Origin of the sequence: Actinomadura graeca (assembly GCF_019175365.1) — a bacterium.
Lineage (GTDB): Bacteria > Actinomycetota > Actinomycetes > Streptosporangiales > Streptosporangiaceae > Spirillospora > Spirillospora graeca.
Genome location: NZ_CP059572.1, coordinates 1,653,000 through 1,665,187, shown reverse-complemented (window position 1 = coordinate 1,665,187; position 12,188 = coordinate 1,653,000). Strand labels below are relative to the sequence as shown.

General features: G+C 69.0%; 16 protein-coding genes. 11 read left to right on the top strand and 5 right to left on the bottom strand.

The genetic code is table 11. The features are described 5' to 3' along the window. Positions 1–225 precede the first annotated feature (225 nt). Genes AGRA3207_RS07740 through AGRA3207_RS07730 form a run of 3 tightly spaced genes read left to right on the top strand, consistent with a single transcriptional unit; the run spans position 226 to position 2,575 of the window. A complete protein-coding gene (locus AGRA3207_RS07740) occupies positions 226–606 on the top strand; it encodes an SgcJ/EcaC family oxidoreductase (RefSeq protein ID WP_231333871.1) in 381 nt (126 codons plus the stop codon). Positions 607–619: 13 nt separating this feature from the next. Continuing rightward, positions 620–1,513, top strand: a complete 894-nt coding sequence (locus AGRA3207_RS07735; protein WP_231333870.1) for an alpha/beta hydrolase — start codon at positions 620–622, stop codon at positions 1,511–1,513. A gap of 30 nt (positions 1,514–1,543) precedes the next feature. Next, a complete protein-coding gene (locus AGRA3207_RS07730) occupies positions 1,544–2,575 on the top strand; it encodes a sigma-70 family RNA polymerase sigma factor (protein WP_231333869.1) in 1,032 nt (343 codons plus the stop codon). 66 nt (positions 2,576–2,641) lie between these two features. On the opposite strand, the gene AGRA3207_RS07725 is transcribed toward AGRA3207_RS07730, so the two are convergent. From AGRA3207_RS07725 to AGRA3207_RS07710, 4 genes are read right to left on the bottom strand one after another with little or no spacing between them, the layout of a single operon-like run. Further along, a complete protein-coding gene (locus tag AGRA3207_RS07725; RefSeq protein ID WP_231333868.1) occupies positions 2,642–2,833 on the bottom strand; it encodes a DUF397 domain-containing protein in 192 nt (63 codons plus the stop codon). Further along, positions 2,830–3,027 (bottom strand): DUF397 domain-containing protein, encoded by a 198-nt coding sequence (locus AGRA3207_RS07720; protein ID WP_231333867.1) that lies wholly within the window; start codon positions 3,025–3,027, stop codon positions 2,830–2,832. The genes AGRA3207_RS07725 and AGRA3207_RS07720 overlap by 4 nt, the downstream gene beginning before the upstream one ends. Further along, positions 3,024–3,221, bottom strand: coding sequence for a DUF397 domain-containing protein (locus tag AGRA3207_RS07715; RefSeq protein WP_231333866.1), 198 nt, complete (start codon positions 3,219–3,221; stop codon positions 3,024–3,026). The genes AGRA3207_RS07720 and AGRA3207_RS07715 overlap by 4 nt, the downstream gene beginning before the upstream one ends. Next, on the bottom strand, positions 3,218–4,072 hold the full coding sequence (locus AGRA3207_RS07710) for a helix-turn-helix domain-containing protein (RefSeq protein ID WP_231333865.1): 855 nt from the start codon (positions 4,070–4,072) through the stop codon (positions 3,218–3,220). The genes AGRA3207_RS07715 and AGRA3207_RS07710 overlap by 4 nt, the downstream gene beginning before the upstream one ends. Before the next feature lie 235 nt (positions 4,073–4,307). Between AGRA3207_RS07710 and AGRA3207_RS07705 the strand changes: the two genes are divergently transcribed. Next, positions 4,308–4,763, top strand: coding sequence for an ATP-binding protein (locus AGRA3207_RS07705; RefSeq protein ID WP_231333864.1), 456 nt, complete (start codon positions 4,308–4,310; stop codon positions 4,761–4,763). A 35-nt stretch (positions 4,764–4,798) separates the two neighbouring features. Continuing rightward, on the top strand, positions 4,799–5,170 hold the full coding sequence (locus AGRA3207_RS07700) for a VOC family protein (RefSeq protein ID WP_231333863.1): 372 nt from the start codon (positions 4,799–4,801) through the stop codon (positions 5,168–5,170). A 289-nt stretch (positions 5,171–5,459) separates the two neighbouring features. Here AGRA3207_RS07700 and aceE read toward each other — a convergent pair whose 3' ends face one another. Further along, on the bottom strand, positions 5,460–8,249 hold the full coding sequence (aceE, locus tag AGRA3207_RS07695; protein ID WP_420830879.1) for a pyruvate dehydrogenase (acetyl-transferring), homodimeric type: 2,790 nt from the start codon (positions 8,247–8,249) through the stop codon (positions 5,460–5,462). Between the two features lie 314 nt (positions 8,250–8,563). Here aceE and AGRA3207_RS07690 point away from each other — a divergent pair, with 314 nt between their 5' ends. The 6 genes from AGRA3207_RS07690 (at position 8,564) to AGRA3207_RS07665 (ending at position 12,048) form a co-directional block, all read left to right on the top strand. Continuing rightward, positions 8,564–8,761, top strand: coding sequence for a DUF1918 domain-containing protein (locus AGRA3207_RS07690; protein WP_231333862.1), 198 nt, complete (start codon positions 8,564–8,566; stop codon positions 8,759–8,761). An 85-nt stretch (positions 8,762–8,846) separates the two neighbouring features. After that, positions 8,847–9,254: a secondary thiamine-phosphate synthase enzyme YjbQ gene (locus tag AGRA3207_RS07685; RefSeq protein ID WP_231333861.1), complete on the top strand. Its 408-nt coding sequence runs from the start codon at positions 8,847–8,849 to the stop codon at positions 9,252–9,254. Positions 9,255–9,499: 245 nt separating this feature from the next. Next, positions 9,500–9,928: a DUF3052 domain-containing protein gene (locus AGRA3207_RS07680; RefSeq protein WP_231333860.1), complete on the top strand. Its 429-nt coding sequence runs from the start codon at positions 9,500–9,502 to the stop codon at positions 9,926–9,928. Positions 9,929–10,071: 143 nt separating this feature from the next. Then, positions 10,072–10,530, top strand: a complete 459-nt coding sequence (locus tag AGRA3207_RS07675) for a peroxiredoxin (protein WP_231333859.1) — start codon at positions 10,072–10,074, stop codon at positions 10,528–10,530. 56 nt (positions 10,531–10,586) lie between these two features. Beyond that, positions 10,587–10,916, top strand: a complete 330-nt coding sequence (locus AGRA3207_RS07670; RefSeq protein WP_231333858.1) for a hypothetical protein — start codon at positions 10,587–10,589, stop codon at positions 10,914–10,916. 73 nt (positions 10,917–10,989) lie between these two features. Next, positions 10,990–12,048, top strand: coding sequence for a potassium channel family protein (locus AGRA3207_RS07665; RefSeq protein ID WP_231333857.1), 1,059 nt, complete (start codon positions 10,990–10,992; stop codon positions 12,046–12,048). Positions 12,049–12,188 lie beyond the last annotated feature (140 nt).

Sequence of the window (12,188 nt, the reverse complement as noted above, 5' to 3'; positions counted from 1 at the left end):
TCGCCCGCGAATCACTTTGAGGACGTGGGCGGCTCCCGGCGGTCGGGCGGGTCTGAACGGGCGCCATGCGCACGGGGCGGCGCTGTTGCGGCCCGGGTATCGGGACGACCCGAGCCCGGCGGATCAGCGCGGACGCTGACCCTTGAGTCTCGCGTGAGCGCTTCCTTTTCGCCGGACGGTGGTCTGTATGAGGAGAGCACGTCCCGGGAACGGAAGGGGATCATCATGACCGACGAACGCCAGGTGCTCGCGGTACTGGATGAGGTCTACGCCGCATGGGCCGCCAACGACGCCGACGCCTTTGTGGCGCCGTACGCGGAGGCTGCCACGGCGACCTTGCCAGGGACGTACCTGTCCGACCGTGAGGCGATCCGCGCGACCATGGCATGCGTCTTCGCGGGTGGGCTCAAGGGGTCGAAGGCCGTCCACGAAGTGCAGAACGTCCGGTTCGTCGGCACTGACGCCGCCTTGGTGTCCAGCAAGGGGGCCGTGGTGCCGTCCGGCGAACCCGAGCCGGATCCTGAGAGCCGCTCGCTGGAGACCTGGGTGCTGTCCCGGCGGGACGGTTCCTGGCGCATCGAAGCCTTCCACAACTGCGCGGCCTGAACGGAGGAGGGCGATGACGAGCAAGCAGGCCGAAGCGGTCAAGCGGCACTGGGTGGCGGCACGGCTGGCGATGACCAGGCCGGACGCCGAGCACCCGGACGACGAGTCCTGGGGCGATCTCACCGCCGAACCCCGTGGAGTGGACTACATCGAGGCGGAGGCGAGCGGCCTGCCGGCGATGTGGCTGGTGCCGAAGCGCTGCGTCCAGGATCGGGTGCTGCTGTGCCTGCACGGCGGCGGGTTCGGCGGTGGGTCCATCTACACGCACCGCAAGATGTTCGGTCACCTGGCCAAGGCGACCGGGGTGCGTGCGCTAATCCTCGACTACCGCCTTGCCCCTTCGCACACGCATCCGGCGCAAGTGGACGACGTGGCCGACGCCTACCAGTGGCTGCTGGACCAGGGGATCGAATCCGCCCACATCGCTTTCACCGGCGATTCCTCCGGCGGTGGGCTGGCGATCACCGCCCAGCTCAGGGCGCGTGAGCGGGGTTTGCCATTGCCCGCTGCGGCGATGCCGTTCTCACCTTGGACGGATATGGAGGCCACCGGAGAGTCCTACGAAAGCAATGAGGAAAGAGATCCCTTCTTCTACGCGGAGACCGTGCGGATGCTCGCGGCCACATTCTTGGGCGAGGACGGTGATCCCCGTGATCCGTTGGCGAGCCCGCTGTACGCCGATCTGTCCGGGCTCGGACCGATCTATATCCAGGTGGGAGGGGATGAGACGCTCCTGGACGACGCCCGCATGCTCGCTGAGCACGCCGAGAAGGTCGGAGTCGTTGTCGTGCTGGACGTCTTTCCCGGTATGCAGCACACCTTCCAGATGGCCGCGGGCAGGGCGCCGGAGGCCGACGACGCGATTCGCAGGATGGCCGGATGGATAGATCCCAGGCTCGGGCTGTGACCGAACCCATGGCCAGAAGGGAAGAACCAGGTGCCCGACGAGCACGAGTTCGCCCGCAGCACTGAGCCGTTCCGGCGCGAGCTGCTGGCGCACTGCTATCGGATGCTCGGATCGCTGGACGAGGCCGAAGACCTCGTCCAGGAGACCTACCTGCGGGCTTGGCGCTCCTACGGCACCTTCGAGGGACGGTCATCGCTGCGGGTCTGGCTGTACCGCATCGCCACCAACGCCTGCCTGACCGCGCTGCGCAACCGCAGCAGGCGGGCGTTGCCGTCCGGCCTGGGGCCGCCAGCCGACGACCCGGACATCTCACCCGACTATGGGACAAGCCTGGGCGTGGCGTGGGTGCAGCCGATCCCGGACGCATTGGTCGCCACGCAGCAGGACGATCCCGCCACGGTGGTCGCCACGCGCGAGAGTGTGCGGCTCGCGCTCATCGCCGGGCTCCAGTACCTGCCGCCCAGGCAACGCGCGGTGTTGCTCCTGCGTGAGGTGCTGGGCTTTCCCGCCAGTGAGGTCGCGGCCATGCTCGACACCTCGGTCGCAGCGGTCAAGAGCGCGTTGCAACGAGCCCGCGCCCGTCTCGACGAGGCCGCCGTCGGAGGCGAGCGGCTCACCGAGCCCACCGCCCCACATGCCCGCGCCCTACTGGAGCAGTACATCGCCGGTTTCCAGAACGCCGACGTCCAGGCGTTGGAACGGGCCCTGCGAACCGACGCCTCGATCGAGATGGTCGGCACCCGCACCTGGTTCTCGGGCATCGCGACCTGCCTGCGCTACCTCACGCAGGTGGTCGGATCGTCCGGCGACTGGCGGATGGCCCCCACCCTCGCCAACGGCCACCCTGCTGCCGCCGCCTACCTCCGCGGCGTCGACGGAATCCACCACGCGTTCGGCCTCGGCGTCCTCACCACAACCCGCAAAGGCATCGCCCGCGTCACCGTCTTCTCCGGCGGACCGGAGCTGCTCGCCAGATTCGGCCTCCCTCCCACTTGGGAACCGCCCCTGGCCAAACGACCTGCACCGGAGCAGAAATCCCCCCGCTTGGGGGTGCGCGGATAGCGTCACTGAAACCCGGTTCTGGCCTACACGAAATCGCTTGAGCGATCACGCGTTAATGAACCTCTTCTAAGGCGTGAGGTGGGCGAGGAGGGTAGTGAAGTCCTGGCGTGTGAGGGTGAGGTGCCCGGCTGTGGCGGCTTTGCTGTCGCGGATGACAATGTGATCGTCCATGCTGGCGATTTCGACGCAATCGTTCTCGACCGCGCCGCTGTGGGTGCTCTTGCGCCAGTTGGACGGGGATGACTTGGGAGTTTTCATGGCTTTGATTCGAGGTGGGCGAGGAGGGTAGCGAAGTCCCGGCGTGTGAGGGTGAGGTGCCCGGCGGTGGCGGTTTTGCTGTCGCGGATCGCGATGTGGTCGTCCATGCTGGTGATTTCGACGCAATCGTTTTCGACACCGCCGCTGTGGGTGCTCTTGCGCCAGTGGTGCGGGGACGCTTCGGGTGTGTTCATGGTTGTGATGCGAGCTGTGTGAGGAGGATGGCGAAGTCTTGGCGGGTCAAGGTGAGGTGACCGGTGCCGGGGGCTTTGCTGTCGCGGACGGCGACGTGCTTACCTAGATCGGCGACCTCGACACAATCACCTTCGTCACCACCGCTGTGAGTGCTCTTGCGCCAAGATCCGTGGGGGAGGTTGAGAAGCTTCATGATTCTGACGCTACCTCGTCGATGAGTTCCAATGAAGCGGTTCTGCTGAGAGTTGCTGACAGCAGCACCTCGAAGATCTTTTGATGGGACGCCACCTCTTCCTCGTCCTCCACAAAGACAGTTCGGGTGAACTGATCGCCCACGGACACAGTGAGCTCTCCGGGCGGGCGCAAGGAGATGAGAACACACGGAGTGATGAGCGAGAGGTATGCGCTGGCCGCTCTGGGGAGGACACGAAGATCGACGTGATCGAGCCGGGCGACATCGGCCAGTCTTCGGATCTGCGCGCGCAGGATCGCGGGATCGCCGCCGACCCGATTGTGAAGGACCGCCTCTGCGATGATCGGAACGTAGTGAGGTGGCTCGGGACGGCCCAGCACTCGCTGGCGGGACATCCGGAACTCGACCAGCGCTTCGACGTTGCGCGAGTTCTTGGCGAGGCCAACGGCCATGAGCTTTCGGGTGTAGTCCGGGATCTGGAGAAGCCCCGGGATGATGTTGGTCTGCAAGGTGCGGATCTCGGCGGCGTCCTCCTCCAGACTTGCCAGATCGAGCGCAGCGGCGGAGATCCGGCCTACCCGTTCTCGGACCCACTTGCCGGGGACGTGGGTGGCCAGGTGGAGGAGGGACGCCCGGAGCGGGCCTTCCGGTATCGCGTAGAAGTCCAGGAAGCGGGCGAGTTCGCCTGGGGCGATGGGGTGCAGGCCGTTCTCGACCATGCTCATCCAGCCCTGGGAGCGGCCGAAGCTGCCGCCGACGGCGGCCACGGTCATCTTGTGGTGCTCGCGGGCCTTGCGGAGCGCGGAGCCGATCCGGCGCTGGCGGACGGTTGGAGCGTTGTCGGCAGGCATCTTTCGAGAATGTCACTCACCGTGCTCGATCGTGCACGCGTTGAACGTTCAGTCGGAAAACGTTCAGAGGGGAGGACGCGAAGACGACGGGCGGCGAATGTGGCGGGCGACTCCGAACAGGAAGGAGGCGCACCATGGAGGCGCCCGAGATGAGCAAATCACGGCGAGCCGGAAGGATTCAGGGGCACGGTCGGAGCCGGAGGGTGGCCCGGTTCGGGGGGCGGCGGGGTGTGTCGTGGGTGAACTCGTGATCGACTCCGGCGGGCTGGTCGTGATCGGTGCGGTCACGTTGCCCGGCGTCACGCGGTCCGTCGGGTATGCGCGGTGGTTTCTGCGGGACATGCTGCCCACCGGCCATCCCGTGCTGGACGACCTGGTGACGGTCGGCAGCGAGACGGTCTGCAACGCCATCGCGCACACCGCGTCGGGCAAGGGCGGACGGGTGACGATCAGCCTGCTGGCCGGCGGGGATCTCTACCGGCTTGAGGTCGCCGACGACGGGGCGGACGGCAGGCGTCCGCGTGTCAGGGTCGCGGACGGCGCCGAGGGTGGGCGCGGGCTGCGGATCGTCGAGGCGCTGTCGAGCCGGTGGGGGTTCTGGGCGGACGGGCACCGGACCGTCGTCTGGGCCGAGTTCCGATTCGGGAATCCGCCGGGAAACTCCGACACAGGGTTGTCGCCGGGGCGTTGAAAGCTGGTGCCGACAGCCTGCAAGGAGGAGAACCGATGACCGTTCCCGCTTTCAATACCGTGACGTGGTTCCAGGTCGACACCGATGCCCCGGCGGAGGCCCGGCGTTTCTACGGCGATGTGTTCGGCTGGCAGTTCACGATCGACCCCGACGAGGACGGTTACGACCTGATCGGCTACCCGGGCGACGACGTTCCCAAGGGCGGGATCTTCCACCAGTCCGACGCGTCCGAGAACCGTGCCATGTTCTTCGTGCTCGTCGAGGACGTGGACGCCACCTGCGCCCAGACCGAGAAGGCGGGCGGAAAGATCGCCCTTCCTCCCGTGGACGCGGCGAACGGCCTGCGGTTCGCCTACTTGGAGGACCCGTCCGGCAACCGGTTCGGCATTTTCAAGCCCGGGTCCTGACCCGCGCATGACGAAGGGCCCCGAGGATCTCGGGGCCCTTCGCCCTGCTCGGCGTCCGGCGGGATCGCGGCCTACACCTCCGCGATCACATCCGGGTTCACCCAGCGGTTCTTACCTCAGCCATCGGCGACCGGGACGTTGCGATCGCGTCCGAAGGCAGGTTCGAGCGGAGCGAGAACCTGATCGCGGAGCGAGCCGCCAAGGCGAGTTCGGAGCGATGCAGCGATCGCCGCATTGCCCGCCGAAGAGAGGGCCGTCAAGGCCCGAACGCCAAGGGCAATGCAATAAATCACGCGTCGCCGCCGGTGTTGCTTTCGGCGCTGCCGACGCCTCCGGCGAAGACGTCGCTGACGGGGGCGTCGAGGCGGTAGCGCTCGATCGCCTGCTGGAGTGTCTCCGGTTTGATCTCGCCGTTGCGGGCGAGGCGGGTGAGGACGGCGAGGACGATAGACGCCGCGTCGACGTGGAAGAAGCGGCGGGCCGCGGCGCGGGTGTCGGAGAAGCCGAAGCCGTCGGTGCCGAGTGAGGAGAAGTCCCCGTGGACCCACGGGGCGATCTGGTCGGGTACCGCCCGCATGTAGTCCGATACCGCGACGATCGGGCCGGGGACGGTGTCCAGCGTCCGGGTGACGTAGGGGACGCGCTGCTCGGAGTCGGGGTTCAGCAGGTTCCACTCGTCGCAGTCGCGGGCCTCGCGGGCCAGTTCGTTCCAGGAGGTCGCCGACCACACGTCGGCGGCGACGCCCCAGTCCTCGGCGAGGAGGCGCTGGGCTTCGAGGGCCCAGCGGCCGCCGACGCCGGAGGCGAGGATCTGCGCGCGGGGCGCCTGCCCGTTGCCGGAGACGGTCTCGGGGGCGTTCCTGTGGCGGTAGAGGCCCTTGAGGAGGCCGTCGACGTCGAGATTCTCGGGTTCGGCGGGCTGCTGGTAGGGCTCGTTGTAGACGGTGAGGTAGTAGAAGACGTCTTCGCCGTTGGGGTGTTCCTCGGACGAGCCGTACATGCGGCGCAGGGCGTCCTGGACGATGTGGGCCAGTTCGAACGCCCAGGTCGGGTCGTAGTGGACGCAGGCCGGGTTGGCCGCCGCGAGGAGCGGGGAGTGACCGTCGGCGTGCTGGAGGCCCTCGCCGGTGAGGGTGGTGCGGCCGGCGGTGGCGCCGAGGAGGAAACCGCGGCCCATCTGGTCGCCGAGGGCCCACATCTGGTCGCCGGTCCGCTGGAACCCGAACATCGAGTAGAAGATGTAGACGGGGATCATGTGCTCGCCGTGCGTGGCGTAGGACGTGCCCGCCGCGATCGTCGAGGCCATCGAGCCGGCCTCGCTGATGCCCTCGTGCAGCATCTGGCCCTGCTCGGACTCCTTGTAGGAGAGTAGGAGCTTGCGGTCGACCGCGTCGTAGGTCTGCCCGTGCGGCGAGTAGATCTTGGACGTGGGGAACAGCGAGTCCATGCCGAACGTCCGGTACTCGTCCGGGGCGATCGGGACGAAGCGGGCGCCGAGGTTCCCGTCCTTGATCAGGTCCTTGAGCAGCCGGACGAACGCCATGGTGGTGGCGATGTTCTGCTTGCCCGACCCCTTCTTCAGCTCCGCGTAGACCGGGTCGCCGGGGAGCTTGAGCGGCTTGGCGCGGACGACGCGCTTCGGCAGGAAGCCGCCGAGGGCCGCGCGGCGCTCGCGCATGTACTGGATCTCGTCGGAGTCCTCGCCCGGGTGGTAGTAGGGCGGGAGGGGCGCCTCCAGCGCCGAGTCGGGGATGTCCAGGTAGAGCCGGTCCCGGAACTCCTTCAGCTCGGCCTTGGTCAGCTTCTTCATCTGGTGGGTGGCGTTGCGGGCCTCGAAGTCGGAGCCGAGCGTCCAGCCCTTGATGGTGTGCGCGAGGATCACGGTCGGCTGCCCGACGTGCTCGCGGGCGGCCTTGAACGCCGCGTACACCTTGCGGTAGTCGTGCCCGCCGCGCGACAGCTTGCGCAGGTCGTCGTCGTCCAGATGCTGGACGATCTTGCGGAGCCGCGGGTCGGCGCCGAAGAACTTCTCCCGGATGTACTCGCCGGACTCGACGGTGAAGGTCTGGAACTGGCCGTCGGGCGTGGTGTTCATCTGGTTGACCAGCACCCCGTCGACGTCCTGGGCGAGCAGCGGGTCCCAGTCGCGGCCCCAGATGACCTTGATGACGTTCCAGCCGGCGCCGCGGAAGAACGACTCCAGCTCCTGGATGATCTTGCCGTTACCGCGGACGGGGCCGTCGAGCTGCTGGAGGTTGCAGTTGACGACGAAGGTGAGGTTGTCGAGCTCCTCGCGGGCGGCCAGGCCGATCGCGCCGAGCGACTCCGGCTCGCCCATCTCGCCGTCGCCGAGGAACGCCCACACGTGCGAGCGGGACGTGTCCTTGATCTTGCGGTTGTAGAGGTAGCGGTTGAACCGGGCCTGGTACACCGAGTCGATCGCGGTGAGGCCCATGGACACCGTGGGGAACTCCCAGAAGTCCGGCATCAGCCGCGGGTGCGGGTAGGACGACAGGCCGCCGCCGGGGTGCGAGTGCTCCTGCCGGAACCCGTCGAGCTTGTCACCCGGGAGGCGCCCCTCAAGGTAGGCGCGCGCGTAGATGCCGGGGGCGGCGTGGCCCTGGAGGAAGACCTGGTCGCCCGACTCGCCGTGGTCCTTGCCGCGGAAGAAGTGGTTGAAGCCGACCTCGTACAGGGACGCGGCGGACGCGTAGGTCGCGATGTGCCCGCCGACGCCCAGCTCCGGGCGGTTCGCCCGCGACACCATGATCGCGGCGTTCCACCGGATGTAGGCGCGGATGCGCCGTTCGACGTGCTCGTCACCGGGGAACCAGGGCTCGGACTCCGGCGGGATCGTGTTGATGAAGTCGGTGCTGCGCAGGCCGGGCACGCCGACCTGCTGCTCGCGGGCGCGCTCCAGGAGGCGGAGCATCACGTACCGCGCCCTTCCGCGTCCCTCGGTCTTGATGACCGTGTCCAGCGATTCCAGCCACTCCCGGGTCTCGTCCGGGTTGATGTCGGGCAGCTGGCTCGGAAGGCCGTCGCTGATGATCGAAAAGCGTTGACGTCCGGAAGCCACGGGTTCCCCTCTGTGCTTGCCGTCTTTGCTGGTGAGACCCTAGGCCCCCCGGTGGGGCACCGCCGGTCTCCGGCATGACTGTTCGTCGCCTCATTCGTGATCCATCGTCGCCGTTTATGACGGCTAACGCATCTCTACCAACCGGTAACCATTGTCCCCGGTCAGCCGGGGTACCGGACCCCCGAGGACGGATTTTCCGGGCCGCGGACGGGATTCCTCTCGACGGCGCCGCCCGGACGTATGAAGGTGGGAACAACAGCACCATGCCCGATACGTCCCGTCCTATGGCGGGCCGAAGCGAGCTTGGGGGAGTCATGAACGCGAACATCGGAGACCGGCTGCACGTCCACGGCAACGTGGTGGGGCAGGCCGACCGGCAGGGCGAGATCATCGAGGTGCGCGGCCCGGAAGGGGGACCGCCGTACCTCGTCCGCTTCGACGACGGGCACGAGACCCTCGTGTACCCGGGCCCGGACGCGGTGATCGAGAGCAGCGAGGAAGTCGCGGGCTAGGACCCGGCGCCACAACGGCCCCGGCGGTCACGCGGGCGTGAGAACGAAGGCGTCCGCGGCCGCGGATCTGGGTACACCAGTGATCATGGAGAGTTCCGTGGTCCGGGTGACCACCGGTTCGCGGGAGGTCGTGCACGACATCACGGCGGAATGCGAGCGTTTCGCCTCGTCGCAGGGTGGGGACGGGCTCCTGCACGTGTTCGTCCCGCACGCCACCGCGGGCGTGGCGATCCTCGAGCTGGGGGCCGGCAGCGACGACGATCTTCTCGCCGCCCTCGGCGACCTGCTGCCGGCCGACGACCGGTGGCGGCATGCCCACGGCTCCCGCGGGCACGGCCGCTCGCACGTCATGCCCGCGCTGGTCCCGCCGTTCGCCACCATCCCCGTCCTCGACGGGCGGCTCGCCCTCGGGACGTGGCAGTCGGTGGCGCTGGTCGACCTCAACATCGACAATCCCGACCGGCAGGTCAGGTTGTCGCTGCTTAAGGGATAGGCGTGGATTGTTTAAGGGATGAGCGTGGAATGTCACCCTCTGTGGGCGTCCGATGACGGCGGCATCCGTAATCGGGCCAATGAGGCCACCAAAAGCCGGGAAGACACTTGCGCGAGGGGCCCCCACTTGTGTGGACTGTCCCGCAAACACCGCACTGGTGTGGGCGGGCCACCCCGTCCCGGGGAGACCGGATAACGCACCGTGCATCGGGCACCGTGCGGATCGACGACCATGGGAGGACTTTCGTGAGCGCGACCGCGGGTCAGGCGCAGTCTGAGCGCAGCCTGGCCGAACGGCTCGGCCTCAAGGCCGGCCAGGTGGTGCAGGAGATCGGCTACGACGACGACGTCGACGAGGAGCTCCGCGGCTCCGTCGAGGCCGTCACGGGGAGCGAGCTGGTCGACGAGGACTACGAGGACGTGGTCGACATCGTGCTGCTGTGGTGGCGCGATGAGGACGGCGACCTGTTCGAGGGCCTGACCGACGCCATGTTCCCGCTCACCGCGGGCGGCAACATCTGGTTGCTGACGCCCAAGGCGGGCCGGGACGGTCATGTGGAGCCGAGCGAGATCGGCGAGGCCGCGCAGACGGCCGGGCTGTCGCAGACGAGCAGCATCAGCGCGGCCAAGGAGTGGTCGGGCACGCGCCTCGTGGCGCCCAAGGTCCGCAAGTAGCCGGCGGGCTCCTCCGGCCGATCGGGAACGTCCCCGCCCGGCCGCGGTGCGGCGTGTCCGGATGGCAGACTGGGCCACGTCCCCACGCCCGTGGGGGCCACCGACCTCCCCGCCTCGGGCGGGGACGACCGCGGGAGGGGCCATTGGCCGTCGACGTGGGCGACGCCGCGCCGGACTTCGAGCTGAAGGACCAGCACGGGACCCCGGTGAGGCTGTCGGGCTTCCGCGGCGGCAAGAACGTCGTCCTCGTGTTCTACCCGCTGGCGTTCAGCGGGGTCTGCACGGGCGAGTTGCGTCAGATCCGTGACGAGCTGCCCATGCCGGACGACGGCGACGTCCAGGTCCTGGCCGTCTCCGTCGACTCGATGTTCGCCCTGCGCGCCTGGGCGGAGCAGGAGAGGTACGATTTCCCGCTGCTGTCGGACTTCTGGCCACACGGCGGGACGGCGCAGCGCTACGGCGTGTTCGACGACGGGCGGGGCCTCGCCACGCGCGGCACGTTCATCATCGACACGCAGGGCGTCGTCCGCTGGAAGGCCGAGAACGCCCTCCCGGACGCACGCGACGTCGGCGAGTACCGCGAGGTGCTCGCCGGTCTCTGAGCGAACCGGGCCGGCGCCGGGCGACCGGCGCCGGCCCCCGCACCCCTGGAGGTGTGATGCCCTGCTTCCGTTGCGGGGCGCGGCAGACCGACCCGGTGCGCGGCGCGAGCCCGTGGAGGCGCGCCGTCCGGGCCGACCACCAGGTGCTGGTCTGCCCTGACTGCCAGGCCGCCCACGACTGGGCGGACGACCTCGACCGGTGCGCCTCGTGCGGGTCGGCGGCCCTGGTGTGCCGGCTCGGCGAGGTGGAGTGCCGCGACTGCGGGCACACCCGCGACGCCGTCCGCGACGACCAGCCCCTGGTGCCTTCCGCGCCCTCGCCGGCCGACGGGCTGTCGGAGGAGGTGGCCGCGGCGCTGAGCCGCGTCCTCAGGCGGGGCCCCTGAGGGTGTCCGGCTCCGGCCATCGGCGGCCGGACAACGCTTGACGTGCGATTTCCCGTCCTGGCACGCTGCGCGGATGCCGATCGTGTTCATGCGTCTCGTCCACCGGATCGCCGCGCGGTCCTGGCGCGCGCCCGCGCTGGTGCTGCTGGCCGCGTTCGCGGCGGGCTGGACGCTGATCGCGGTGTTCGAGGAACCCGGCGCCAAGATCAAGAAACCGCACGAGTTCCTCTGGTACTTCTTCGTCAGCGGCACCACGACCGGGTACGGCGACCTGTTCCCCACCTCGTCCGGCGGCCGGCTCGGCGGGGCGATCGTGATCATGGCGGGACTCACCGCGGGACTCGTGCTGTTCGCCGAGCTGACGCTGTGGATGGCGAAGGGCAGGACAATGAAGGCCAACGGCCAGGCTCGGCTGCACCACCGGCGGCACGTCGTGATGATCGGCTACGACCGCGACGGGCTGCGGGCCGTCATCGGGCAGCTGCGCCCCGACCCCGTGTACGCCAAGACGAAGATCGTCACGATCTTCTGGCCGGACGAGCTGACCGGCGAGAACCCCGACCCCGACCTGTACGACGTGGTCGCCTTCGACGACACCGCGTTCCAGCGCGCCTGCGTTGAGGACGCGCGCACGGTGGTGGTCGTCGGCCACAACGACGACGAGACCGTCCGGGTGATGCTCCACGTGGTCGCCTACCTGCGCCGCCACGGGGAGCCGCCCGTCCACCTGCTGGCGGGCGTCCACGACGGCGGGCGCCGCGCGGAGATCACCGAGGCCCTCGGCCTGGTCGGGCCGGACATCGAACCCGTCGACATCGACGATCCCGCGATCGTCGCCGTCGCCATCCGCAACCCCGGTGTCGCGTCGATCTATCACAATCTCGCCAGCACGCTCGACGCGGACTCCACCCTCTTCCGCGTGGACATCCCCGACGGCGTGGGCGAGTGGCCTCGCATCGACCTGGCGATCCACCTGCTGCGGCAGGGGAGCACGCTTCTGGCCGTGGGCGAGTCCCACCGTCCCAACGCCCGGTTCCGCCTCGCGTCGAGGCCGGACGAGACGGTCCGCGGGGGCCAGTCCCTGGCCGTGGTCTCCGAGGCGCGCCCGGACATCGCCTGGCACGAGCTCTGAGGGTGCCGGGAGGGCGTCCTTCGCGCCGGACGCCCTCCCGGCTGCCGCGGCGCGCGGCCCGGGGCACAGGTCCGCGGACCCCGGGGCCTCCCCGCGCGCCCGCGGGGACTTCGGCGCGGCGGCCGTCCTGTGCCGTTCCA